Source organism: Amycolatopsis sp. NBC_01480 (genome assembly GCF_036227205.1).
GTDB lineage: Bacteria > Actinomycetota > Actinomycetes > Mycobacteriales > Pseudonocardiaceae > Amycolatopsis.
In genome coordinates this window covers 1-23,220 of sequence record NZ_CP109443.1, presented here as the reverse complement: position 1 = coordinate 23,220, position 23,220 = coordinate 1, and the positions used below count along the sequence as shown (strand labels likewise).

Annotated in this window: 26 protein-coding genes; 16 read left to right on the top strand and 10 right to left on the bottom strand. The window is 70.1% G+C overall.

Features of this window, described 5'->3' with window-relative positions:
• The first annotated feature begins 560 nt into the window (after window positions 1–560).
• Window positions 561–5,393, top strand: coding sequence for a MobF family relaxase (gene mobF / locus OG371_RS47145; protein WP_329073535.1), 4,833 nt, complete (start codon window positions 561–563; stop codon window positions 5,391–5,393).
• A 58-nt stretch (window positions 5,394–5,451) separates the two neighbouring features.
• Here mobF and OG371_RS47140 read toward each other — a convergent pair whose 3' ends face one another.
• The 7 genes from OG371_RS47140 to OG371_RS47110 all read right to left on the bottom strand — a co-directional run bounded on the left by OG371_RS47140 (window position 5,452) and on the right by OG371_RS47110 (window position 10,556).
• A complete protein-coding gene (locus tag OG371_RS47140; protein ID WP_329073533.1) occupies window positions 5,452–5,931 on the bottom strand; it encodes a hypothetical protein in 480 nt (159 codons plus the stop codon).
• A 239-nt stretch (window positions 5,932–6,170) separates the two neighbouring features.
• The gene (locus OG371_RS47135; protein ID WP_329073531.1) at window positions 6,171–6,914 is read right to left on the bottom strand and encodes a DUF3800 domain-containing protein; all 744 of its coding nucleotides are present in this window, start codon (window positions 6,912–6,914) and stop codon (window positions 6,171–6,173) included.
• Complete coding sequence (locus OG371_RS47130) at window positions 6,911–7,174, bottom strand: hypothetical protein (protein WP_329073529.1); 264 nt, start codon at window positions 7,172–7,174, stop codon at window positions 6,911–6,913. Before OG371_RS47130 ends, OG371_RS47135 begins: the two co-directional genes overlap by 4 nt.
• Before the next feature lie 181 nt (window positions 7,175–7,355).
• The gene (locus OG371_RS47125; RefSeq protein ID WP_329073527.1) at window positions 7,356–8,318 is read right to left on the bottom strand and encodes a hypothetical protein; all 963 of its coding nucleotides are present in this window, start codon (window positions 8,316–8,318) and stop codon (window positions 7,356–7,358) included.
• Window positions 8,315–10,057: a type IV secretory system conjugative DNA transfer family protein gene (locus OG371_RS47120; RefSeq protein WP_329073526.1), complete on the bottom strand. Its 1,743-nt coding sequence runs from the start codon at window positions 10,055–10,057 to the stop codon at window positions 8,315–8,317. The genes OG371_RS47125 and OG371_RS47120 overlap by 4 nt, the downstream gene beginning before the upstream one ends.
• 8 nt (window positions 10,058–10,065) lie before the next feature.
• Window positions 10,066–10,365 (bottom strand): hypothetical protein, encoded by a 300-nt coding sequence (locus tag OG371_RS47115; protein ID WP_329073524.1) that lies wholly within the window; start codon window positions 10,363–10,365, stop codon window positions 10,066–10,068.
• A complete protein-coding gene (locus OG371_RS47110; protein ID WP_329073522.1) occupies window positions 10,362–10,556 on the bottom strand; it encodes a hypothetical protein in 195 nt (64 codons plus the stop codon). Before OG371_RS47110 ends, OG371_RS47115 begins: the two co-directional genes overlap by 4 nt.
• Before the next feature lie 204 nt (window positions 10,557–10,760).
• Here OG371_RS47110 and OG371_RS47105 point away from each other — a divergent pair, with 204 nt between their 5' ends.
• Window positions 10,761–11,618 (top strand): AAA family ATPase, encoded by an 858-nt coding sequence (locus OG371_RS47105; RefSeq protein ID WP_329073520.1) that lies wholly within the window; start codon window positions 10,761–10,763, stop codon window positions 11,616–11,618.
• A gap of 27 nt (window positions 11,619–11,645) precedes the next feature.
• Window positions 11,646–12,581, top strand: coding sequence for an NAD(P)-dependent oxidoreductase (locus OG371_RS47100; RefSeq protein ID WP_329073518.1), 936 nt, complete (start codon window positions 11,646–11,648; stop codon window positions 12,579–12,581).
• Between the two features lie 69 nt (window positions 12,582–12,650).
• On the opposite strand, the gene OG371_RS47095 is transcribed toward OG371_RS47100, so the two are convergent.
• The 3 genes from OG371_RS47095 to OG371_RS47085 form a co-directional block, all read right to left on the bottom strand.
• Window positions 12,651–13,832 (bottom strand): hypothetical protein, encoded by a 1,182-nt coding sequence (locus OG371_RS47095; RefSeq protein ID WP_329073516.1) that lies wholly within the window; start codon window positions 13,830–13,832, stop codon window positions 12,651–12,653.
• A gap of 84 nt (window positions 13,833–13,916) precedes the next feature.
• Window positions 13,917–14,345, bottom strand: a complete 429-nt coding sequence (locus tag OG371_RS47090; protein WP_329073515.1) for a hypothetical protein — start codon at window positions 14,343–14,345, stop codon at window positions 13,917–13,919.
• Window positions 14,342–15,094, bottom strand: coding sequence for a ParA family protein (locus tag OG371_RS47085; protein ID WP_329073514.1), 753 nt, complete (start codon window positions 15,092–15,094; stop codon window positions 14,342–14,344). Before OG371_RS47085 ends, OG371_RS47090 begins: the two co-directional genes overlap by 4 nt.
• 197 nt (window positions 15,095–15,291) lie before the next feature.
• On the opposite strand from OG371_RS47085, the gene OG371_RS47080 reads away from it, so the two are divergent.
• The 13 genes from OG371_RS47080 to OG371_RS47020 all read left to right on the top strand — a co-directional run bounded on the left by OG371_RS47080 (window position 15,292) and on the right by OG371_RS47020 (window position 23,060).
• Window positions 15,292–15,621, top strand: a complete 330-nt coding sequence (locus tag OG371_RS47080; protein WP_329073513.1) for a hypothetical protein — start codon at window positions 15,292–15,294, stop codon at window positions 15,619–15,621.
• The gene (locus OG371_RS47075; RefSeq protein ID WP_329073512.1) at window positions 15,618–15,827 is read left to right on the top strand and encodes a hypothetical protein; all 210 of its coding nucleotides are present in this window, start codon (window positions 15,618–15,620) and stop codon (window positions 15,825–15,827) included. The genes OG371_RS47080 and OG371_RS47075 overlap by 4 nt, the downstream gene beginning before the upstream one ends.
• The gene (locus OG371_RS47070; protein ID WP_329073511.1) at window positions 15,824–15,991 is read left to right on the top strand and encodes a hypothetical protein; all 168 of its coding nucleotides are present in this window, start codon (window positions 15,824–15,826) and stop codon (window positions 15,989–15,991) included. Before OG371_RS47075 ends, OG371_RS47070 begins: the two co-directional genes overlap by 4 nt.
• Window positions 15,992–16,564: 573 nt before the next feature.
• Window positions 16,565–16,963: an SLOG family protein gene (locus OG371_RS47065; RefSeq protein WP_329073510.1), complete on the top strand. Its 399-nt coding sequence runs from the start codon at window positions 16,565–16,567 to the stop codon at window positions 16,961–16,963.
• Between the two features lie 108 nt (window positions 16,964–17,071).
• Window positions 17,072–17,269, top strand: a complete 198-nt coding sequence (locus OG371_RS47060) for a RepB family protein (RefSeq protein WP_329073509.1) — start codon at window positions 17,072–17,074, stop codon at window positions 17,267–17,269.
• Window positions 17,270–17,501: 232 nt separating this feature from the next.
• Window positions 17,502–19,361: a hypothetical protein gene (locus tag OG371_RS47055; RefSeq protein WP_329073508.1), complete on the top strand. Its 1,860-nt coding sequence runs from the start codon at window positions 17,502–17,504 to the stop codon at window positions 19,359–19,361.
• Window positions 19,362–19,469: 108 nt separating this feature from the next.
• Window positions 19,470–19,823: a hypothetical protein gene (locus tag OG371_RS47050; protein ID WP_329073507.1), complete on the top strand. Its 354-nt coding sequence runs from the start codon at window positions 19,470–19,472 to the stop codon at window positions 19,821–19,823.
• Window positions 19,824–20,154: 331 nt separating this feature from the next.
• On the top strand, window positions 20,155–20,490 hold the full coding sequence (locus OG371_RS47045; protein WP_329073506.1) for a hypothetical protein: 336 nt from the start codon (window positions 20,155–20,157) through the stop codon (window positions 20,488–20,490).
• Between the two features lie 74 nt (window positions 20,491–20,564).
• Window positions 20,565–21,080, top strand: coding sequence for a hypothetical protein (locus tag OG371_RS47040; RefSeq protein WP_329073505.1), 516 nt, complete (start codon window positions 20,565–20,567; stop codon window positions 21,078–21,080).
• A 43-nt stretch (window positions 21,081–21,123) separates the two neighbouring features.
• On the top strand, window positions 21,124–21,276 hold the full coding sequence (locus OG371_RS47035) for a hypothetical protein (protein WP_329073504.1): 153 nt from the start codon (window positions 21,124–21,126) through the stop codon (window positions 21,274–21,276).
• A gap of 236 nt (window positions 21,277–21,512) precedes the next feature.
• Entirely contained in the window at window positions 21,513–21,974 is a 462-nt protein-coding gene (locus OG371_RS47030) for a single-stranded DNA-binding protein (protein ID WP_329073503.1), read from the top strand.
• Window positions 21,975–22,022: 48 nt separating this feature from the next.
• The gene (locus tag OG371_RS47025) at window positions 22,023–22,289 is read left to right on the top strand and encodes a hypothetical protein (protein ID WP_329073502.1); all 267 of its coding nucleotides are present in this window, start codon (window positions 22,023–22,025) and stop codon (window positions 22,287–22,289) included.
• A gap of 120 nt (window positions 22,290–22,409) precedes the next feature.
• Entirely contained in the window at window positions 22,410–23,060 is a 651-nt protein-coding gene (locus tag OG371_RS47020) for a hypothetical protein (protein ID WP_329073501.1), read from the top strand.
• Window positions 23,061–23,220: the final 160 nt, after the last annotated feature.

Genomic DNA, 23,220 nt, shown 5'->3' with positions numbered 1-23,220 from the left:
CGGAAGCGGTAGAGCAAGATATGCCAGAGAGTTACTCTCTGGCCGCGCTCAGCCGCTGGGCCGGTAGAGCAAGATATGGCAAAAGGTGCCCTTTTTCGCTGAACCCTTGGTTCAGTCCTCGGGCCGGACGGCCGCCGAAGCTGGCCGGGGGCGGGGGAGGGAAGAACCGACCCGGGACCGTTGCCGCCCTCCGGTCAAGCGGGGGCTCTGCTCGCGGTCGAGGCACGCGACTGGGGGCGGGGCGAGCTGGCGCGGGCCGCTGCATTGCGGATGCCGTGTCTGGGTTGGGGAGCAGCAGGCGGCGGCTCGGGGGGAGGCCCGGCCCAGCCGCGCGGGGCGCGTCCGGGCCGGAGGTGCGGGCCAACCGGGGTGCCTTCCGCCCTGCCCTGCTGTCACCCTGTGTGTTTATGTCCACTTTCTGTCCCTCACCTGTGTGTCCGCCTGTTTTGTGCCCTGCTAGTTCTCGATTGCCGTTCCGGTTGTCATCTGCTCACCCAAGAGATAAAAGGATTCAAGATCGTGTGCCAATGCATCAGCGATGCGCCTGGTAAGATCGCTTCATGCTCCGCATGACCGCGATCTCGGCCGGGATGGCAGGTGCCGAATACCTGCTGCGGGCCGCCGGCTGCGCGGAGCACGATCACGCTGCGCATTCACGGGACGCGTCGAGCCACGGTGCGGAGTACATGCTCAAGGGTGCCGAGCTCGGCGAGCCGGACGGCGTTTGGGCTGGTAACGGCCTGGAAATGCTCGGGTTGGCCGATGGCCAACAAGTTACGGCGGAGCAGATGCGCGCCGTGTACGGGCGCCTGGAGCACTTCGACAAGACCGACGCCGAGGGCAACGCGGTCCCGCTCGGCCGCAGGCCGCGGACCTACGCGAGCCAGGCCGACCGGCTGGCCGCCGCGCTCGCCGCCGAGCCGAACGCGGGCGAGGAGCGGCAGGAGCAGATCCGCCGGGAGGTGAGGGCGACCAAGCGGCAGGCCGTGAGCTACTACGACCTGACTTTCTCGCCGGTGAAGAGCGTCAGCGTGTACCGCGCGGCGCTGGAGGCTAACGGCCAGCACGAGCTCGCAGCGAAGGTCACCGAGGCACACAACCGCGCGGTCCGCGAAGCGCTCGACTTCATCCAGAGCGGGGTGACGACGACCCGCGTCGGCCGCCACACCACGGTCACGCGCGAGGATGGAACCCGCGCGACGGTCGGCGAGTACGCCAAGGTCAAGGGTCTGGTCATGACGCTGTGGGAGCACTCCTCCAGCCGTGAGGGCGACCCGCACATCCACACGCACGCCGCGATCCTGAACCGCACGATGACCGAGGACGGCCGGATCTACGCGGTCGACGGCCAGCAGTTCAAGCCGCTCAAGGGCGCGGCGGACGTCGTGTACGAGCGCCGCGTGGAGGAGCTGGTCACCGAGGCGACCGGTGCTCGGTTCGCGTGGCGCGCGGACGGCAAGACCCGCGAGATCGTCGGCGTCGACCGCGTTCTGTGCGACGAGTCGTCCGGCCGGCGGGCCGCGATCGACAAGCGACTCGAGACCCTGGTCGAGGACTACCGCACCGAGCACGGCCACGAGCCGGGTCGTCAGGCGATGGCCGCGATGCGGCGCGAGGCGTGGGCCAACACCCGCAAGGCGAAGAGCGTCGAGTCGCCTGCGGCGCTGGCCGAGCGCTACGCCCGTCGCCAGGGCGAGGACGTGCTGAAGGACCAGGTCGCCAACGTCGCCGCCGCTGCCGAGAAGATCGCGAAGGACGGCCTGCCCGCCGGTCAGCCGAAGTTCGCGACCGAGGACGAGCTGATCGTCGAGGCCGTGAACCGGACGCAGGGCATGCACGCCACGTGGGACGAGACGGCCTTGGCGTTGGAGTTGAACAAGCTGATCGGCGAGGTCTCGTGGGGCCAGGCCGCGCCCGAGGAGATCAACCGCCTGGTGGCCCGCGCGGTGTCGCCGGAGGGCCCGGCCGACGTCCTCGCGCTCAGCGGTCGCGACCGGGTGCGCGTCCCCGACGCGCTGCGCGAGGGTGGCGTCGCTGAGGGCCAGCCGATCTACCGGGCCGCGTCGTCGCTGCGCTACGCCACGCGTGACCAGATCTCGGCCGAGAAGGCGCTGGTCGCCGAGGCGCACACGGTCGCCGGTCCGCAGCTGGTCGCCGAGCGGGTCGCCGCGGTGCGGGCCGACCTGCAGGCCGCCGGACTGTCGCCGGACCAGCTGAACGCCGTCGTCGGCATCCTCACCAGCGGCAAGGCCGCCGACACGTTGATCGGCCCGGCCGGGACCGGCAAGTCCACGACCGTGGGCCAGCTGGACCGGCTGTGGCGCGAGCAGTTCGGCGCGCCGGTGATGGGCCTGGCGACGAGCCAGCGCGCTACCGACGTGCTCGAAGGCGAGGGCCTGGAGGCGCTGAACACGGCCATGTTCCTGGCGAAGTACATGCCCGAGGACGGCAGCGCACCGAAGGAGGCACTGGCGCGCGGGACCATGATCGTGGTCGACGAGGCCGGGATGGCCGACACCGACAAGCTGGCGAAGATCGCGCGCCTGGTCCGCCAGGCGGACGGCAAGTTGCTGTACACCGGGGACCACCACCAGCTCGCCGCCGTGGGCACCGGCGGCCTGCTCGACCTGATGACCCGCGACGCGACCCCGTTCGAGCTCGCGCAGGTCTGGCGCTTCCGTAACCAGTGGGAGCAGGACGCCAGCCTGAAGTTCCGCGTCGGCGACGCCGAGGCGCTGACCGCCTACGAGCAGCACGGTCGACTGCGTGGCGGCTCGAAGGTCGAGATGGGCGAGGCCGCGGTGCGCGGCTACATGGCCGACGTCCTCGAAGGCCGCGAGTCCGTCCTGGTCGTCAAGTCGAACGAGGACGCCGCCGAGCTTTCCCGGCGCGTTCGGGATGAGCTGGTCGCCCTCGGGAAGGTCAGCGGCGAAGAGATCGCGCGGCTTAGCGATGACAACGCGTGCGGTGTCGGCGACGTCATCCAGACTCGACTCAACGACCACAACCCGGTCAGCGAAAACGGGCGGATGGTCGTTAACCGCGAGCTCATGACCGTGCTCGGGGTCGACGAGCGCGGCCGCCTGGAGGTCGAGCGCCACCGCGACGGCTCGAAGGTCTGGCTGCTGCCCGACTACGTCGAGGACCACGCGACCCTCGCATACGCGGGCACTGTGCACTCGGTGCAGGGCCGCACCACCGACACCTCGCACTCGCTGGTCGAGCGCGGCATGTCCCGCAACTCGGCCTACGTCGAGGGCACCCGAGGCCGGGACGCGAACTACTTCTACGCGGTTACCGAGTCCGACGCCGACCAGCACGACCCGGAGACCTACAGCGTCGCCGCGACCGACGTGCTGCGCGAGGTTCTGGGCAACGACGGCGCGCAGGTTTCGGCCACCGAGACCTACCGCGCGGCGCTGGAGTCGGCCGACTCGCTGCAGGAGATCGGCGCGGTGTGGACGCTGGCCGCGCGCGACGCGATGGCCGACCACCACAACGACGTCCTGCTCGCCGGGCTCGGCCCGGACCGGCTGGACTGGATCAGCAAGGAAGAGGGCCACGAGCGGCTGATGACGTCGCTGCAGAACGCCGAACTGCGCGGGTTCGACGTCGAGCGCGTCCTGACCGCCGCGCTGGCCGCCGACGAGCGCTCGCTGGACAACGCCACGTCGATGAGCGCCACGCTCCGCTCGCGGATCGAGAAGATCGTGGCGGCCGCCGGCGACCGGCCGGTCCCGGGCCGGTGGACGCGCCGCCTGCAGTCGGCCGCGGGCACCGTCAGCGAGTACGCCCAGGAGCTCGGCCGCAAGATGGACGAGCGGACCGAGATGATGGCCCGCGCCGCCGTGCTCGCGCCGCCGGACTGGGCACTGATGGAGCTCGGCCCACTGCCCGACGAGACCGACATGGCCGCCCGCCAGGACTGGGCCGCGCGCGTCGCCGCCGTGGGCACGTACCGCGAGATGTACGGGATCGACGACGACCAGATGACCATCGGCTCGGCGCCGTCGCGCGAGCAGGACCCGGTTCAGCACATCACGTGGCACCGGGCGTGGGAGGCGCTGGGACGGCCGGAGCAGCAGGCCGACCACCAGACACTCTCGGTCGACGAGCTGCGCGCGCAGGTCGACCGCTGGGAGCGCGAGCAGGAGTGGGCGCCGGTCTACGTCGCCCGCGAGCTGGAGCAGGCCGAGATCCTGGCCGAGGAGTACCGGCGCGAGTCGGTGACCCGCTGGGCCCAGGTCGAGGCCGAGGCCGCGGTGACCGAGGGCGAGATCACGCCGGAGCTGCAGCAGCTGGTCGACCGCGCCGAGCGCGCCGACCGGCTGCGCGAGCGGCACGCCGCCGCGGCCGAGCGGTACGAGCGCCTGGAGGAGGCCCGCGAACGGTGGGCCGCCCACACCACCGAGGTGGCCGACAAGGCCGCCATCGCGACCGAAGAGCTGGACCGGCGGGGCGAGCTGCAGGTCGAGCAGCCCGACGAGGCCGAGCAGATGGCCCTGCTCGGCGAGCGCGGCCGCGCGAACACCGACTACGCCCGCGTCGCGGCCGCCGAGTACGACGCTTCGGCCGTCGAGGGCGAACTGCTGCCGATGGATGAGGACCGCCCCGTCGTCGAGCCGCAGGTCGAGGTCGTCGACGCCGAGGTGGTCGAGCCCGAGGCCGTCGAGGCCGAGCAGGACACGGCGGCAGGTCCGGACGTCGAGGCCGACGAGCCGACGCTGTTCGAGACCGAGGTCAGCACGGACCCGGCCGTCGACGCCGACGCGCCGGTCGCGGGGACGGAGCTGGCGGTCGACGACGCGCTCGACGGCGAGCTGCTGCCCGCCGAGCCCGAGTCCGCCGACGAGCGCCAGGTGCAGGCCGAGGCCGACATCGAGGACGCCGACGTCGTCGAGGACGTCACGTGGGACGAGCTGGACCAGCAGCGCGAGGACGCCGAGAAGGCCAGCAAGCCCGCCGAAGCGGACCGCGAGGACGAGCGGGGCGACTACGGCACCCGGTACCGGCTCGACGAGATGGCCGAGGTCGACGAGGAGCGGTTCCCCGCGCCGGTCGAGGTCGACCCGGCCCAGGAGCAGCTGTTCCCGATCGAGGCCGAGGCCTCCGACCGGGTGGCGCTGGGCAAGGTCCGCGACGACGTGGACCTGACCATCAAGAACGCCGAGACCGTCGCGAAGCTCTCGGACGAGACGATCGCCGGGCGGGACCTGCGCAGCGGGTGGGACACCGACCGCGACGAGGCCGCCGAGCAGGAGCGCCGCCGGGCCGACCGCGAGCGCGTCGACCGCGAGGCCCAGCAGGAGAACCAGCAGCAGCGGCTGCGCGACCTGGCCGCTCAGCAGGCCCGCGAGCAGTCCCGGAACGCCGAGCGCGAGATGCACCTCTGACCGGTCCGGCGCAGGTCCGGCCGGTCAGAGGGCTGGTGAAGAAGGTCCGAGCAGCGGGTCAGCTGGCGCGCCGGCGGCGCTGTTCGCGCTCCCGCCGGTGCAGCTCGACGATCGCCTCGTAAGCCGCAGGTGGGTCGTGCCGACCAGTCGCGTCACGGTAACCGCGTTCGATGCCCGCCTCGCGCCGCAGAAGCCGCTGCTGACGTTCAAAGGCGCGCACGCAGGCGTCCGCTTCGACTTCGTTGCGCGAGACCGTGCCTTCGATCCGGCGGGCGTTGTCCATATCGTCGCCGCTGTAGGGCAGGCCGTCCGGCAGGAGGCCGGCGGGCATCACCAGGGGTGGGCCCGGCCAGTTCCGATGAGGGCCCGGACCTGCGATTTCGTGCTCTTTCGCCACGGTGCTGTAGTCCGGCTCGACCCACGGAGACGGGTCCTGCAGGGCGCCGGCGGCCGCGATCGAGTCCGGGCTGGCGAGACGACGAAAAGCGCCGTCCGGGTCGTCCGGATCGACGCTGTGCTCGCTGAAGCTGACCGGCATGGCCGCGCCCTTTCGCCGCTGGCTTGCCCTTCAGGATACGGCGGACGTCCAGCGCGCGGCACCAGCCGAGCCGTAGCGCCGGAGTGAACGGTCGATACCTCCCGCTGAGACGGCAGTTTCGCGTCGCTGTGCCGTGGAGTACATCCGTGTGCAGTCATGTGCAGTGACGTGCTAAAGTCTTCTTGCGGACCTGCCCCACACATGTGGATTGGCAGGTCTAGCTTTATTTCGGGGGTCTTTCAGACCTCCACCGGGCCGCCGTTGACGTCGCAGGCCCGCAGGTACCGGTCGTACCAGTCCCAGGTGAACCGCTTGCCCGGGTGCCGCTGCAGGCCCTGGTACGTCGTCCAGGCCACGAAGTCCGCCATCTGGACCCAGGCCGAGCGGTGCGCCGGGACGAACAGCGGGTCCTCGATCAGGTTGCGCGAGCTCAGCTTGAGCCCGCGGTGCGCGGCGTAGTAGGCGCCCGACGCGGTGCCGTTGCCGTCCATGATGATCATTCCGTTCTCCCCCGCCGCGCCGAGCCGGGTGTCGAGGTGGTCGACCAGGCCCACGTAGGTGGCGTCCCGCTCGGTTGCGTACGCCTTCCTGCGAGCCGGTGTCTGGCGGTAGACCGCGCCGACGTGCAGCTCGGCGGACGCGCAGATCGTCGCCAGCGCCTGCTCGGCGACCGCCTGGCGCGCTCGCTTGGACATGTTCACCCCGGGGTTCTGCGAGGGGTTCCCGCGTCCGTTGATGAACTGGGTCGCGTGCAGCTCGGCGGATGGCGGGATCTGGTACTGCGCGTACAGCGATTTCCGCAGGTCCAGCCACGCCCGAAGGCCGTTCGACCAGTTGGGGAACGTGCACTCGATCCAGGCGAACACCGCCCATCCGGTGTCTTCCGCGCCGGAGTCGTCGATGTAGAACAGCCGCACGGGGGCAGCGGGCGGCAGCGCCGCGGGCGGGGTGCCGGCGGATCCGCCGGGGGGCGGGGTGCTCATGCGGTGGTCTTCTCTCTGCTCGGATCGGCGGGCGCCGGCGCGTCGAATGTCGCCAAGGCCTGCGCCATGAAGTCTTCGGTGGTCGGCGCCGTGCGTGCTTGCGCGAACGGGCCGAGGAGGTAGTACTGGTTGACCTCGGTCAAGCCAGTGGGGCTCAGCGGTGCCTTCTTGGACCGCATGAACACCTGCAGCAAGCCGAGGTCCCGCAGCGTCTTGAACCCGCGCTCGGCGGTATCGGCCGACCAGCCGTACCAGTGCAAAGGACCATACCCGGCTGCAGGGTGATCATGGAGAACCCGGCGGCGCCGTGGGTCTGGTCCGGGCGGGACCAGGGCCCGCCGGTGCCACTTCACCCCGCCGACGTCCCCGCCCCGGCCCGGATACGGAAAAGGCCCCTGGACCAGCGGATACGCCGGTTCAGGGGCCTTAGTGGCCGGTGATTCAGTTGTTGGCGGCTTCCTGCTCGGCGGCCTCCTTGGCCAGCCGTTCGGTCTCCCGCCGCGCGGCGACGTCGACCTCCCGGGCCCGCACCAGCTGTGGCCACCAGAACTCCCGCCGGGCCAATTCCCCCGCCGGGTCGTCCTGCGTGTAGTTCGGACCCGAGGGCTGCCCGCCCGGCGGAACCGGGAGCGGAGCGGTACCAGGGCGCGGCTCGAACTGCGGCGGACCCTGCTGTTGCCAGGGCGCCGGCGTTCCGGGCATCGGCGGAGGTCCGTACGGTCCGGGGCCCTGCTGCTGCCCCGGGGCGTGCCCGACCGGAACTCGAGGAGGGACCTGCCCGCCCGGCTGCGGCGCCCCCGGGACTCCGGGCAGCGGCTGGTCGAAGTGCATCCCCAGCGAGCACTTGCGCAGCCCTCGGGTGGAAGTGTCCCGCAGCACCGACGCCTGCAGCTCGGCGAGCCCGTCGCCGTGCCAGCGCACGTTCCACTCGGCGGCCGGGTTCGGCCCGGCCGCCTGGTCGTAGGCGGCCTGGTACGCCGTCCACAGCCACGACAGGTGCCGCACCGCGGCGGGGTGCAGTGGCCAGCAGTCCGGCAGCTGCGCCCGGCTGGCGCTGTAGACGTCGACCAGCTCGGCGGAAACCCATTCGCCGAGCTCGACCCACAGCACCTCCGCCTCCTCGGCGGTCAGCGCCCGCCAGTCGATCGGCTGGTACTTCGCCTTGCGGCGCAACTCCTTGAGGATGGCGTTGATGTCTTCGCGCAGGCCCGCCAGCAGCTCGGTGTCCTTCTCCAGCTGCTCGGCGTGCTCGGCCAGCGCGTCGGTGTGCGACTCGATCACCGGGCCGGTTTCCCCGGCCCAGCCGGACACCTGCCGAAGGTCGTCGGTGACCTTCGTCAGGTGCCCGTTGACCTCGGCCGCGAACTCGCGGTGCTCGGCCGTGAGGTCTTCGACTTCGCTCACGCCGTCACCTGCGCGTTCACGGTGCCCGGGTCGTCGGGCCGAGCCTTGGCCTTGGCCGCCCGCAGGCCCTCGGTCATCTTCTTGGCCCGGATCTGGCCGTGCTTGAACTTCGTCACGACCGCCTTCGACTCGTTGATCATGATCAGCGCGTGCATCGGGGGCAGCATCCGGATGTCCTCCGGCGGCAGGATCAGCTCCTTGCGCTTGCTGCGGTTGCGCGACTTCGACCGGCCCGAGGCGCTGTCGGTCTCGCCCTCGCTCACGGCGTCGACCTCCCGGGTGCCGACCAGCTTGGACAGCTCCTCCAGATCCTGCAGATTCTGGATGCCGGGCAGGATCACCTTCGAGAACAGGCCCTTGATCGCGGCCAAGCCTTCCTTGCCCCAGCGGTCCTCGATCTGCGCGAACGACTGCGTGATGGCCGTGATGTAGCCGCCGTGGCTGCGGATGTCCGCGGCCCAGTCGGCCAGCGGCACGGGCGTGATCTTGGTGACCTCATCGAGGAAGAACCCGAACGGCGGGTCCAGGCGCTCGCCGGGCTGGACCTGTGCCAGCGCCTTGAAGTCGCGGTACACGTAGTCGGTCAGGGCCGCCAGCAGCGGCGCGATCGTCTCGTCGGAGCTGTCGCCGAGCAGGTACAGCGTGCCGCGCGAGAGCGCGAATTCCTTGACGTTAAAGGATTCCCCGGCGCCCTTGGTGCACGCCTGCGCGATCACCGGGTTCGACATGAACGACACCGAGCCGCGCGCCAGGCTCCAGATCGAGCCCTTCATGCGGTCCGCGCTGGAGCGCATCTCCGCCTCCAGTGACGCCGCCCAGCCGTCCGGGACGTGGCTCGGGAACTGCTGCAGGATGCGGACCGCGGTCTCGTCGTCCGGGTGCGCCAGCCAGTATGCGACGGCCCGGAGGTCCTGTCCCCACAGCCGGGCCGCCATGAGGTACTTGCTCATGATCTCGACGCACTTCTCGCCCCAGCTGGCTTCCTGCATGGCGGTGATCGCCCGCGTGCCCTTGACCAGGGCCGTGGCCCGGTCCTGCGCGACCTGGTAGTGCTCGCACCCGATCAGCGGGTCCCACCCGAAGGTGCTCAGCAGCCCGCCGACGTTCTGCGGGTTGAACAGGTACACCGGGCCGAGCTCGGCGCGCAGCTCGGAGGTCAGCGTGTAGATGTCCGGCTTCGTCGAGGTCGCCAGCACCGAGCCGGGGGCGTCCATCAGCGAGTGCAGCATCAGGGCCGTCTTGCCCGCGCCCGGCGGGGCGACGAAGAGCAGGGACTTCTGGAAGTCGGCGAAGACCTCGGAGCCGCGGGCCGGGCGGAAGCCCGTCACCGCCTTGCCGAGGAACTGGCCAAAGTCGGAGTTCGTCGCCTTGGCCGCGCGCCGGTCGGCCCGGTTGGCCAGCGAGGGCCGGGTCTGCTGCCCGGCCCGGCGGATCGCCTTCGCGCCGAGATGGTCGGCGAAGCTGTGTCGGTTGGCCCAGCCGGGCGCGTGGAAGACCCGGCGCCGGTGGGCGGTGCGGCTGTTGCCGTAGAAGCCGTGGGCGACCGATCCGGCGACCAGCAGGCCGCCGGCGACCCCGCCGACCGTGAGCGCGGTGTCGACGACGTGCGCGACGGGCTGGTAGATGCTGTCCACGCTGTCGTAGGGCAGCTGGCCGATGCCGATGGAACCGGCCAGCAGCGCGGCCCCACCCAGTCCTGTCTTGACGTCACGGGACGTGTCAAACTCGTTGCTAGACATACGGAGGTTCACTCTCCTTGTGTCGAGTGGCGGGGGCCGGAGGCCGAATCCAGTTCCCGCCACGCCAAAACCACGTCGGTGTCTCCGACCTGGTGCCTTCCAGGGTAAACATCAGTTCGACCTTCGCGCGCGAGGTTCGGTTCCGCGTCGCTGTTCGTCTTGCCGCACTGCCGCCGGACGTAGGTCCTGGTCAGCCCGAACCGGCCCGATCGCTCGACCGTCCAGCCGCTGCGTTCGGCGTGGTGATCCATTCCGTCGCTGAGACGTTCGTCGAGGACGTCCATTACGTCCTGCAGTCGCTTGATCACTTGGCTCCGCCTTCCGCGATCTTCGAGCCGGTCTGGAAGAGGAAGCCGAGGACGTCGTGCCCGACCGGCGTGATCATCAGCAGCACGATGGTCAACGCGGTGAAGAACATCCCCGGGGCCGCTGCTCGCGAACGGACGCAGACGAGCGCCGCAAGTGCGAAAGCCCCGGTCAGCCAGTAGATGATCGCCATCGTGTCCACCCTCGTTCTGTGTTCCGTGTCCCTCTTGCTGTACCAGACTGTAACAGTCTGAATCAGTGCTACGCAAGTGGGTATTTCAAGATTCCTGCTGGTCCGGAGATTTCCACCAGCTGGGGAGCGGTTCACACTGCCGATCACTGGTCCAGCCTGTTACTATCTGATTCAGACTTGTTCCACTAGTTGACGGAGAGTGCCGTGACCGGACCCGGAGATCTGCAGCGAGGCAGCAGCGTCCTGGAGGTCGCGCGCGCCTTCCGCACCGACATCGAGGCCGGGAAGTACCGGCACCAGGAGCAGCTGCCCACCACGCGCGTGCTCGCCGACGAGTGGAAGACCTCCGTCGCCACGATCACCCGCGCCATGGCGCAGCTGGCCGACGAGGGACTGGTCATCAACCGCGACCGCGCGGGCCGCCTGGTGAACTACCCGGGCCCGGACCAGCACGAACGCGGCGGGAGCCGCCGTCCGGAGCCGATGGTGATCGTCGTCGGCGGCTACGCCGGGTCCGGCAAGACCGAGACCGGCCGGATCATCGCCCGCGCGACCGGGTGGGCGATGCTCGACAAGGACTCGATCACCCGGCCGGTCGTCGAGTCGATGCTGCGCTCGCTCGGCCTGGACCCGCGCGACCGCGAGAGCGAGACCTACCTGACCAAGATCCGCCCGGCCGAGTACGAGTCGCTGCGCGAGGTCGCGTTGGAGAACGTCGCCTGCGGCAACAGCGTCATCGTGACGGCGCCGTTCACCAAGGAGCTGAAGGACCCGGCGTGGTGCCAGCGGTTCATCGCGGACTTCAGCGCGCACTCCGCGCAGGTCCGGGGCCTGTGGGTGCGCTGCGACGAGGAGAGCATGCGGACCTACCTCCGCCGGCGCGGCGCCGCCCGCGACGACTACAAGCTCGAGAATTGGGACGCCTACGTCGCCGGGCTGGACATGACGTACACCCCGGCCATGGCCCAGCACGTCATCCTGAACAACTCGATCCAGGACCCGCCCCTGCACAAGCAGACCGAGCAGGTGCTGGAACGGTGGGGAGTGCACGCCCACCGATGAACCGGCGGGCCACGAGAAAGGGCCCGAATGCAGGTTCTTGTCAGCCAGGAGCACGACGACGAGGTGGGCGCCCAGCTGCTCGCCGACGTCGACGGCGTCGAGGTTGTGCGCTACGCCCCGGCCGCGCCGGAACTGCCCGCCGAGCACCGCTCGGCGGGTGTTCTCATTCCGCCCTACCGCGGTAGCCACCGCCCGATTCCCCTGCTGGCGCAGCTCCCGGACCTGCAGCTTGTCCAGCTACTCACCGCCGGAGCCGACGAGTGGTCCGGCGACGTCCCCGCCGACGTCCTGCTCGCGACCGCCCGCGGGGCCGTCGCCGGGCCCGTCTCGGAATGGGTGCTCTCGGCGATCCTCGCGCTGTACCGGCAGTGGCCCGCGCTGGTGCGCTACCAGGACCGCGGCACGTGGGCGCACCGCAAGGTCGACGCGGACACGCTCGCGGGCAAGCGCGTCCTGATCGTGGGCGCCGGCGCCATCGGGATGGCCGTCGCCAGGAGGCTGCCCGCCTTCGAGGCCGAGGCCACGCTGGTGGTCCGCAACGCCCGCGCCGGCGTCCACACCGCCGACGAGCTGCCCGCCCTGCTCCCCGAGCACGACGTCGTGGTGATCCTCGCGCCGCTCACACCCGAGACCGAGGGCCTGGTGGACGACACGTTCCTGGCCGCCATGCCGGACGGCGCCCTGCTGGTCAACGCCGCGCGCGGCCGGATCGTCGACACGGACGCGCTGGTCGCCGAGCTCAAGGCCGAACGGCTGCGGGCCGCGCTCGACGTCACCGACCCCGAGCCACTTCCGGCCGATCACCCGCTCTGGACCAGCCCCGGGGTGATCATCAGCCCGCACATGTCCCGGACCGTGCCCGGGACGTCCGCGCTCTGCTACGGCGTCGCTGCCGAGCAGATCCGCGCGGTGCTCGGCGGCAGCACGCCGTCGAACGTCGTGGTCGAGCGCCGGACGAAGTAGCCGCCCTCCCCCACGACAAAGCCCCCGGGACCGAAGTCCCGGGGGCTCTTGTTCGTCCTGCTGGTCAGGCTACGGCCGGTGCGTTTCCGCAGGTCCGTACATCTGCCACCAGCCGTCGACACCGGCCTGCACGGCTTCCTTGCGGATGCCGAGCACGTCCTGCACGGCCTTCACCGAGGGACCCGCGGACTTGTCGGCCGGGTCTTCCGGGTTCGCCGAGCGAAGCTGTCCGGCGACCCACAGCGTGTTGATCGTCTTCACCCGCTGCAGCAGGTTGACCTCATCGGACCCGAGGCGCTTCGTGTCCACCCCGGCCTCGATGTACACCGTGGTCAGCAGCCGCGACATGAACGCCGAGGCCATCGGCTGCAGCGTCACCGCGAGCACGATCAGCGCGGGCGGGAACAGGTGCGTGATCAGCAGCGTCGCGCTGTTCGCTCCCGCGGACGCCAGCTTGGGCAGCACCGCCGAGACCTGCAGGCCGATCGTGATCGCGAACAGCGCGATCTCGACCGCGCGCACCTTCCACGCCTGGATGTCCTCCAGGAACGTGGTGCGGTTCTGCGCGGCCAGGGCGTGCAGCGCCATGATCACCAGCAGCGGCACGGAGAACAGCGGCTCGATCGTGTACGAGAGCCCGCCGCCGAGCGACTGCCCCACCGTCACCGAGCACCACACGATGCCGATCGCCGCGAGCAGCATCAGCACCGTCGACGTCGCCAGCTGCGACCGGTAGATCGTGGCCAGCCGCGACGTCGGATCCATCAGCCGGACACGCCGCGCCTTCGCCCGCGCCTGCCACACCTGCTCACTCTGCGCGTCGCCCGCCATCTTCGCCTCAGCCTTGAACGCGCTGGTCCGCTGGCTGACATCGGTGGACTTCTGGAGCAGCTGCAGCTTCCTCTCGGCCGCGCGCAGCTTCTCCGCCTGCTTCCGCTCCGCCTTCCGCTCGCCCGGCGAGAGCTTGTCCAGCCGTGCGGTGTCGGCCTGCAGCTCGACCATGCTCCGGTCCTTGTGGACCTGCAGCTGCGCGTCGGCCAGGTCCCGCTCGACCTGCTCGGCCGCCGAGAGCTTCGCGGCCTTCGGGAGCTTCGACGGCTTCGCCGCCGGCGAGCTCGGCGCGGCGGGCGGCTCGACGGGCCGCTCCCCCGTCTTCGCCCTGGTCTCGGCCGCGAGCGGCAGCAGCTTCGCGAAGCCGTTGCGCTTCAGCATCGCCGTCCCCCCATTGGTGCCGTTCGTGCTGGTAGGCAAGGCCGTACCATTGGTCTCGGACATAGTCGGTTCCAATCTGTGTCCATCGCCCCGGCTGGTGCCCTACACCACCCGGGGCTTCTTTTATTGCTGGAAGTCGTCAACGCGGGGCAGCAGCCCGCGGTTGATCAAGTACTCGTCGAGCATCTGGTCGACGACCGCTTGCATCGTGGCGCCGTGCTTGTGCTGGTACTTCTTCAGCAGCTTGAACCGGTCCGTCAGCACGCGTGCGTTCATCTGCGTGCGTCCAATCGGCTCTTTCGTCGGAGGCGGGGGTGGCGTGGCCACCGTCTCCTCCATAGTCGTCGACACCGAAGTCCCCTCCTTACCCTTGCCTGCCCCAATGCTAGCAGAGTTGCTAGCATTGTTGCTAGCAGAGTCGGAAGGGGATTCCTGCTGGTCCGGAGCTTCTTTGTCATCCGGCGGAGGAGGCGGCGGCAGGAACGATCCGGCGGCCGCAGCGCGGCGCGCGAACGGGTCGACGTCGTCGGGAAGGCCCTTGTCTTTGGTCATGACGCGATCCTCGAAGCGATTCCTCGGCCGATGGCCATGTAGTCCTGCGCCGCCGTCGAGTCCGGGAACTCGATCACCAGCGGGCGCTTCCGTGCCTTCGCCTCGCCGACTCGCACCGTCTTCGACACCTCGCCGAGATACCGCTTGCCGTATCGCCTGCTCAGCCTCTTACGGATGTCCTTGTGCAGCTCGCTACTGCCGGAGTACTCCACGGCAAGTACGCCGCCGAGTACCAGGTACTCGTTGACTTCGTTGGCCACCAGCTTCTCGATCGTCCCCTCCAGTCTCGCGAGCGCTTCGAGCTCGTCGGGGCCTGGCTTAACCGGGGCGACCGCAACCTGGGCTGCGATCAAGGACATGGTGGTGCAACGGCCGAGGGAAGGCGGGCAGTCGAGCAGCACCACGTGCGGCATGTCAAGCCGCGCGATCGCCTTCTTAAGCCGGTACTCCCGGCCGGGATCGTCCGCGCCCTGCTCGATCTCGATCAGCGCTTCCGAGCCCGGAACGACCATGACGCCGTACGGCGTCTCGACGACCGCGTCCATCAGCGAGCACCGCACGGCCGGGTCGCGGTGCAGCACTTCGTAGATCGTGCGCGCCGCGGTTCCGCTATCGATGCCGAGCCCAGAGGTCGCGTTCGCCTGCTGGTCCATGTCGATAACCAGCGTTCGGATGCCGAACGACCGAAGGGCAACGCCCAGGTTGATGGTCGACGTCGTCTTGCCCGTGCCGCCCTTCTGGTTGACCACTGCGATTACCAGAGAGCTTGCTATCTCTGTTATTGGCTCCATCACAAGCACTGATCCTAAACCTGTTGGCAACTTATATGCTAGCAACGTTGCTAGCATAGTTGCTAGCACGTATGATCAGAAGGTGCCCCGGGCGGCGATTAGAGCGCTGACCGGGGCGGGACCGTCCACTCACCGTCTACGAAAGGGACGAATCCGTGTCCAGTATCCCAGCAAGGGCAGTATGGAAGTCGACCGCCTATTCCGCACTGATCGACGCGCCGAATCTCCTGCTCGGCGGCTCCCTGGTCGCCATCGGAGTGGAGGTCCTCCCGATCGCCGCTGGCCTGGCGGCCGTGCCGCTCGGCCTGGCGTTCGGCCGGATGTACCGGGCACATGACCGCGCGGTCGAGGTGCGCGACCACCTCGCGCAGCGTGCCCGCCAGGTCGAGCGTGCCCGTCTCGCCGAGCTGCCCGCACCGCTGCAGGCCGCCGCGGTCCGCGAGGACGTCGAGCCGATCGCTGTACTCGAAGAGCAGGCGTCATGAGCGCCGCCGGCGGGTACGTCGCCGTGATCGAGCTCCCGGGCGGCCGGATGGTCGCAACGGCCACCCGAGCCAACGTCGCCGAGGCATTGGCGGCCGCATCCGCGCTGGTCCCGGCCGATGTGCCCGCCGCGACCCGGGCCGTGCTGCCCGTCGTTGAGTCGGCCGACGAGCTGAGCGGCGCCTTCGCCGAGGCGGTGACGGCGTGAGCCGCAAGACCCAGCGTCGCGGGGCCCAGCGCGAGAACACCGTCGACCTGCACGCGCCGATCGGCGGCCAGCTCGACCTGTTCGTCCCCAGCGCCGAGACGCCGGTGCCGAAACCTCGGGCTCAACGCGACGACACCGAGCCCGAACCCCAGCGAGCCGTATAACGACCTATACCGCTCGACGTCGATCGGACCGGTGCCCGGCCTGCTTGCCACGCAGGCCGGGCACCTTTTTCTGCGCAAGCGAAGCTTGGGCCAAACGGGCTACCCTGACTGGGCGGCGGAGTGCAAATTCGGTCCACGCCGCCGCCGGGATGGTGGCCCACTTCGCCCAACCACCTTCCTGTTCCGCCTTGGGGGGACCCATCAGGGTCGTGGTGGAGATACCGAGGATCGACGCCCGCCGTCGAGCGTGCTGACCCGTCCAGCAGCTCGGCCGTCCTCCCGGCGGGATGTCGAAACCGGCCAGGACCAGCAGGAATGCCCCGGGAACCGCTTCGCGGCCCGGGGCATCGCCGTGTCCACCGAAGAACAACCCCTGACCCGAGCCGCGAGTATCCACCGCGCGAGCGCGCCGTCCAGGGCGAACCCCGCCGGGCCCCTGCACCCACCGGGAACCGTCGCTACGCGATGCCCCTTCGGCACCCAGGAGCAGCACCCTCGCACGGCTTCGGCGGCTTCGTATCGGGTCAGGGGAGGCCCGGTCAGTGCCGAACCAGCAGGCAGGAGGGCCACGCCGTGCGCATCCTCATTACCGGCTCCCGAACATGGACCGACACCGCGACCGTCCGCGACGCCCTGACCGCGGTCTGGCACCCGAAGAACGTCCTGCTGGTCGGCTGCGCCGCCGGCGCCGACACACTCGCCGAAGCGTGCTGGACCCACTGGGGTGGTGACGTCGAGCAGTGGCCCGCCGACTGGACCGGTTCGTGCGGCCGCAGCTGCCCGCCCGGACACCGCCGGGTCCGTCGAGGCCGCTCGATCTGCCCGCGCGCGGGGCAGATCCGGAACCTGGCCATGGTTTCCGCAGGTCCGGACCTATGTCTCGCCTTCATCCGTGACCGCAGCCGAGGCGCGACCCACTGTGCCGGATGGGCCGAGCTCGCCGGAATCCCGACACGCGTGTGGCGAGTCTGACGTCCTGGAGTGGACGGTTTCCCCAGGAGGATATTCCGGCCCGAAAAACCCGGTTGATCACGGCGTGTCGACCACACCCACCCACGCGCTTACCGATAGAACATGCGCATGGCTACAGGACGAGGACCCGGCAGGCCGCGCACAAACCGCGATGCTGAGATCAAACTCCCGGTCAAGTCGGAGCTGAAGAACGACTTGGTGGCCTACTGCAAAGCCCGCAAGATTCGGCCCGTTGATCTCTTCGAGCAGTGGATCACCCGCGAGCTTGCAAACCCCAGCCAGCCGACGCTCGCCGAGAGCGCCTAGCTCGTAGATCGGCGAGCAGAAGAAGGAGGACGGCCTGAAAATGGCCTAGACATGCGAAAACGCCCTCAAGAGGTGCGAACTCTGAAGGACGTTTGCCGCAGTACCACTAACTGAATATTCGATTTTTCACCACTGGTCCCGATCTCGCTTTGAAGGGGGAGGTCACGGGCTTTGTGGTGTCCTGCTCAAGCTGGAGCCAACCATACCAAAGGAGCCCCGGCGCGGTACCCCTTTGCCTGCCCACGACACGCAGGCCGAAGGCGTCGCGCCGATCACATCACCCGTTCTGTCCAGCCCGGTCGAGGTCGCCGAGCTCGACGAGCGCCTGTTCATCGGCCCGTTCGTGCTGGTCCGGGCCGATAACCGCAGCGTCCGCAGCGTCGCCAGTATCGAGCTCGCGCGCGCCAAGCTGGAGCACGAAACCGACGTCGTGACGATCGTGGGCACGCTCGCCGGAGACGCCTGGTGTGTCGACGTCGACCCCGCCGACGTCGTCGCCGAGCCCGAGGCCGGGGAGGCCGTCGCCGACGCGCTGCGCACCTGGTGCGAGGACCACGGATGCCCGGTCATCGTCCGGGCATCCGGCCGACCCGGCGGCCGCCACGTCGTCGCGGTGCTGCCCGATCAGCTGCTGGGCCAGTTCCGCCAGCTGGCCGGCGAGCAGGCCGACCACCACGGCGTCCCGGCGACCGTCCGCAAGAGCCTGCGCTTGCTCGGCGCACCGCACCGGCTGGGCCTGCCCTGCCCGATCCTCAGCTCGACGCTGCAGGCCGCCGACCTTCCCGAGCAGCCCCGCGCCAAGCGGCGCCGGGACTCAAAGCCGCAGGTCCCAGGCTCGCGCACCGACCGCCGCCGTAAGTCGAGGTCGGGCCGGGCAGTGGCGGACAGCCGCTCCGAGGGCGAGTTCGGCGACGCATGCGCGTGGGCGCGGGCCGGGTGGGGACCGGGTCGCGCGTGGGCCGAGGCGAACCAGCCCGAGACGAAGGCCGCCGAGATGGGCGAGGCGAACTGGCGCCGGTGGCTCTGGTGCGTCGCGGTGACCATCGCGGCCGCCGAGGAACACGTCACCGAGGCCGAGGCGTGGCGCCGTTTCGCCCGCGCCAGCCCGCAGCGCGGCCGCCACCTCGGGCTCGAGTGTTGGCGCCGCGAGTACTGGCACAAGGCGATCGCCGAGAACGGCCGGACGCGCCGCCGGCGGAAGAAGACCCGCCGCGCGGCCGTGTCGCTGCCGCCGCGCACCGACGAGCAGAAGGCCGCGGACCAGCATGAACAGGCCCTGATCAGCGAAGCGTTGCGCCAGGCCGCCGCGCACGAGGTCGCCCTGACCGGACGGCGGCCGCAGTTCGCCCGCAGCCTGGACGCCGTGCTTGACGTCCTGGCCGAGCAGATCGTGCGCCGGGAGGGCTCCCTGTCGGTGCGTTCGTGGGCCGAGGCCGCGCACACCGACACGAAGACGGTCCGGCGAGCCCGTGATTTCGCCGCTGAGCGCGGCATCCTTTACCGCGCACGCTCCTACGGAGACGGTGCGAACGACTGTGACGCCTGGCTTCCAGGGCCCGCAGCCGCTGGTCGGATCGAGAAGTTGCGGGAAACTTCCCCCACTAGGTGGTACACCACCCCCCCAGCCCAGCGCGGGCTCGCCGACCCGGCCGAGCTGCGTTCCCGGCACAGCCGGGAACGGCGGTTGTGGCGGCTGCGCTGCCAGCTGGTCGAGCACACGAAGGCGACGGGGGAGCAGTTCGCCGACTCCCAGCACCCGGCCGCCCGGACCCTGCGGAGCTTGCACGTGCAACGCACCTGGTGGGACCAGCTTTCCGAGGTCCAGCAGGCTGCCCGCGTCGAGCTGTGCCAGGCCCGCCTGGGGGCCATGCACCGCACGGAACGCCGCGCCTGGCTGACCTGGCTCAACCACCGCGCCCGGATCACTGGAGCCGCTGAGCGCTTCAGCGCCAGCACCAGCTGGACCAGCGATGAGAAGACCCTGACCGCCGCACCCCTGACTGTCCATTTAGGACGCAGAGATCCACTGTGGAGGACAGGGGGAAGCCCCCGGACTTCCCTTGCGGTTCAAGGGGAATTGGGCGCAGCATGATCGTCGCGACGCCGTATAGATCGTTATACGGCGTCGGGTGATTCGGCGGTTCCGGTACTGGTCCGGACCGAGTTGTCGTGGTCGACGCCAGCGGGCCCGGTGCGCCACATGATCGAGCGGACCCGCTTCGCGGGACAGAAACCTCTCGACGTCGCACCGGGCCCGGTCGTCGAGCGAGGCGCGGCCGGGCGGTCCAGGTGCCCGAGCAGCGCCAGGACCAGCACGAACGTGGACCTGGCGGTCCGCTGGCGCGGCGGCTGCGAGCCGCGGGGCCTGGCGCGGATACCGGCGCCGGTGGCGTCGAAGAACGAGCGCGAGAAGGTGGTCCGCCAGTCCGCGGAGGCGGTGCACCTCGTGTGGGTGGGCGAGGCGGGCTGGAGCCGGGACTGCTGGCCCCTCTCGTCACGGCGCAGGCAAGCCCAGCACGGCGTGGGCGGGCCTCCGGCACATCCGGACAGGTGAACCCGGCAAAAAGCGCGCCGAGTCCACCCGTCCGGACGACCTCCGACCCACCCACGCCGTGCAAGCCCTTCGGGTACGCCGCAACGAGAGGAACCAGCAGGAGCCCCGGCTCCTGCCCGCCCTCGCCTGGTTTCAAGCACCGGCCGCGGGCGGCCGGACGGGGCCAGCCCGAACCCGCCGGGGCTCCGCCGCCGGACCCCGACACCGCTGCGGAGAGGGGGAGGGGCACCTGCCGGCGCGCGAAAAAAGTGCCCGGACCTGCGGAAATGCCTTGACTCTTAAGAGTTAAAACGTGTAGACTGAAGGTACACCAAGAGCGAGGGAGACGAAAATGGCGAAGCGGACCGCGAGCGTGTCGGACCTGGTGGAGCAGATGGCGGGCCTGGCCGAGGAGATCAAGACGGCGGCCGTCAACGAGACGCGCAAGTACGTCGCCATGGGCATCGAGGACCACCTGATCAAGGCCACCGACCGGCAGACCTACAGCGGGATGACCCCCGACGAGTCGATCGTGGAGGCGCTGCGCGAGTTCCCGACCCTGCGCGAGGCCCGACTGCAGGCCGCACTCAAGCGCTTCGAGGCCAACGAGGACGAGGTCACCGACGACTTCCGCGCGGGCCTGCTGATGGCCATCCGGCTGTTCGCCGACCCCGAGTACGACTACTGACCGCCCCGGCGGGGGTCGGCCGATCTGGCCCCCGCCCCCACCCGTAAAACCGTTGCGAGGAAAGGAAAATCACGATGAAACTGCCGGAGCACGCGACCGCCACCGACGTGATCGACGCGCTGTCGGGGGAGGTCATGGAGCTGGTCGACGAGGTGAACGCCGGGCGTGAGCTCACGCAGGCGCAGTACGCGGCGACGTTCAGCCGGACGTTCGCCGAGGCGCTGCCGCGGTTCCTGGCGGGACTGAAGGCCGAGCGGCCCGAGCTGGCGGCGCAGCTGGTCGAGCAGTTCATGGCCGAGCAGGAGGACCGGATGGCGGCCGAGCAGCCGCCGGCGCGGGTGATCCCGTGGGCCGAGCGGTTCAAGCAGGCCCTGGCCACCGTCTACGCGCCCGAGGACGTCCGGTTCCTGGCCGACGCCGAGGGCGCCGGCGCGCTGTCGACCGTGCTGAGCAAGCGCTGCAGCGAGACCGGCGAGGACCCGGCCGCGGTGCTGGGCCAGATCACGCGCAGCGACCGCGAGTACGCCCTGTCCGCCGACGCTCCCGGCGCCTTCCTGGCCAGCCGGGTCCGCCAGATCCCCGAGCCGTGAGCAGGAAGGCCGCCGAGGTCGAGCCCGAGCGGGAGGCCCGGCCGTGACCGCCGAACCGGCGTGGGCGTTCCACGACACCGTGACCCGGCAGCAGGACGAGATCAACGAGGCCCGCAACGCCCGCAGGCAGGCCGAGCCCGGCCGCACGGCCGAGCAGGAGGACCCCGAGCCGGAACGCGAATTCGGGGGGAGGTGAGCGTCATGCACTGCGACCCCGCGAACGGCGACGGACATTACTTCGTCCGCGTCAACGGCAAGTGGGTGTGCGTCAAGGACGGATGCGGCGCAACGCAGTAGAGCAGCACACGAGGTGGCGGACGGGCCAGTTGATACCTGGCCCGTCCAGCCGGAAGCCTACGGCTCCGGCGGGCGGGCGACCACCGTCACCCCGGAAACCCAAGCAGCACAACGGAAATCCGAGGAGAGATCGACATGGCAGGCGACACCGTAATCAGCGTGGTAGGCAATTTGACCGCCGAGCCCGAGCTGAGGTTCACCCCGTCCGGCGCGGCCGTCGCGAACTTCACCGTGGCGTCCACCCCGCGCACGCTGGACAAGGCGTCGGGGGAGTGGAAGGACGGCGAGGCGCTGTTCCTGCGCTGCAACATCTGGCGCCAGGCCGCCGAGAACGTGGCCGAGTCCCTGACCCGCGGGTCGCACGTGGTCGTGCAGGGCAGGCTCAAGCAGCGGTCGTTCGAGACCAAGGAGGGCGAGAAGCGCACCGTGGTCGAGCTGGAGGTGGACGAGATCGGCCCCTCGCTCAAGTACGCCACGGCGAAGGTCAACAAGGTCAGCCGCTCCGGCGGGGGCGGCGCGAGCTCGGCGGCCGCGAGCCCCGACCAATGGGGCAGCGCGCCGGCGCCGACGTCGTTCCCGGACGAGCCGCCGTTCTGACGGACGCGTTTCCGCAGGTCCGAGCCCCAGAACTGAAAGGATCATGTCATGGCTGAAGCAGGAGACGCGCAGGCCGAGGCGGACGAGTACGACCCGGACGCCGCCTACGACGCCTGGATGCTCAAGCGCGAAACCGAGGCTGACCGGGAGGTCGACGCCGCCGCCGTCGCGGCGATGGACGCGCAGCCGTCCGCCACGGCCGTGCAGTTCACCTACGAGGGCGAGCACTGCTGGGCGATCCGGACCGGCCCCAGCGAGTTCGTGATCCGGGCGGACCACGAGTACGACCCCGCCGAGCGCGAACTGCGCCCCTGACGGACGCGTTTGTGCAGGTCCCGGCGGGACCGCCGACACGGTGGCCCCGCCCCTGTGGGCGGGCAACCGCCGACCGAGAGATGATCCACCGCAGCAGGAGCACGAGGGAGAGCAGGACCGATGAGCAGCACCGAGACCGTAGCGATCCCCGAGGGCCGCCAGCAGCTGCTCGACGCGCTGGCCGCCCTGTGGCGGACGATCCGGCGGCTGCACGACGAGGTCCCCGACGTGTCGATCACGTGGGGAACCAGCGGCCGGCGGGGCAGGACCGCGGGCGTCTCGCACCTGCACGGCGGCACCTGGTCCGGGGAGCTGACGATCGTCGACGAGCTCGCGGGCGAGTGGTTCGAGCTGTTCGCCGCGGTGTTGCACGAAGCCGTGCACGCCCTGGCCGCCGCCCGAGGCATCTCCGTGACCAGCAACAACGGCCGATACCACAACACCCGGTTCAAGCCGCTGGCCGACGAGCTCGGCCTGACTACGACCGAGAGCGAGCACTGGGGCTGGTCCCAGACCCAGCCGACCCCGAAAACGGTCAAGGTCTACGACGCCGAGCTGGCCGCCCTGCGCGTCGCGTCGAGCCGGTACGTCGTCCCCGAGGCGCCGCCGGCGCCGAGCGGCCGCGGGCGAAACAACGTCGTGGCGGTGTGCGGCTGCACCGGCTCGGCGGCCCGGCCGTTCCGCATCGCGCCGTCGAAGCTCGCGCTCGGCCCGATCACCTGCGGGGTCTGCGGCGAGCAGTACCGCGAGCGCCCCGACACCGGCGGCTGACCGGCCGCCGCGCCACGTAGTCCCAGCTCAGGAGCCCCCCCTCTGCCCGGTCACGGCGGAGGGGGCTTTCGCATGTCCGCAGAACGATCGGCGCACTCGCAACTGAGTTAGTTTAATTTCATTTCTTTCATTCGTTACCAAATGAATGAAACAGTTGCAA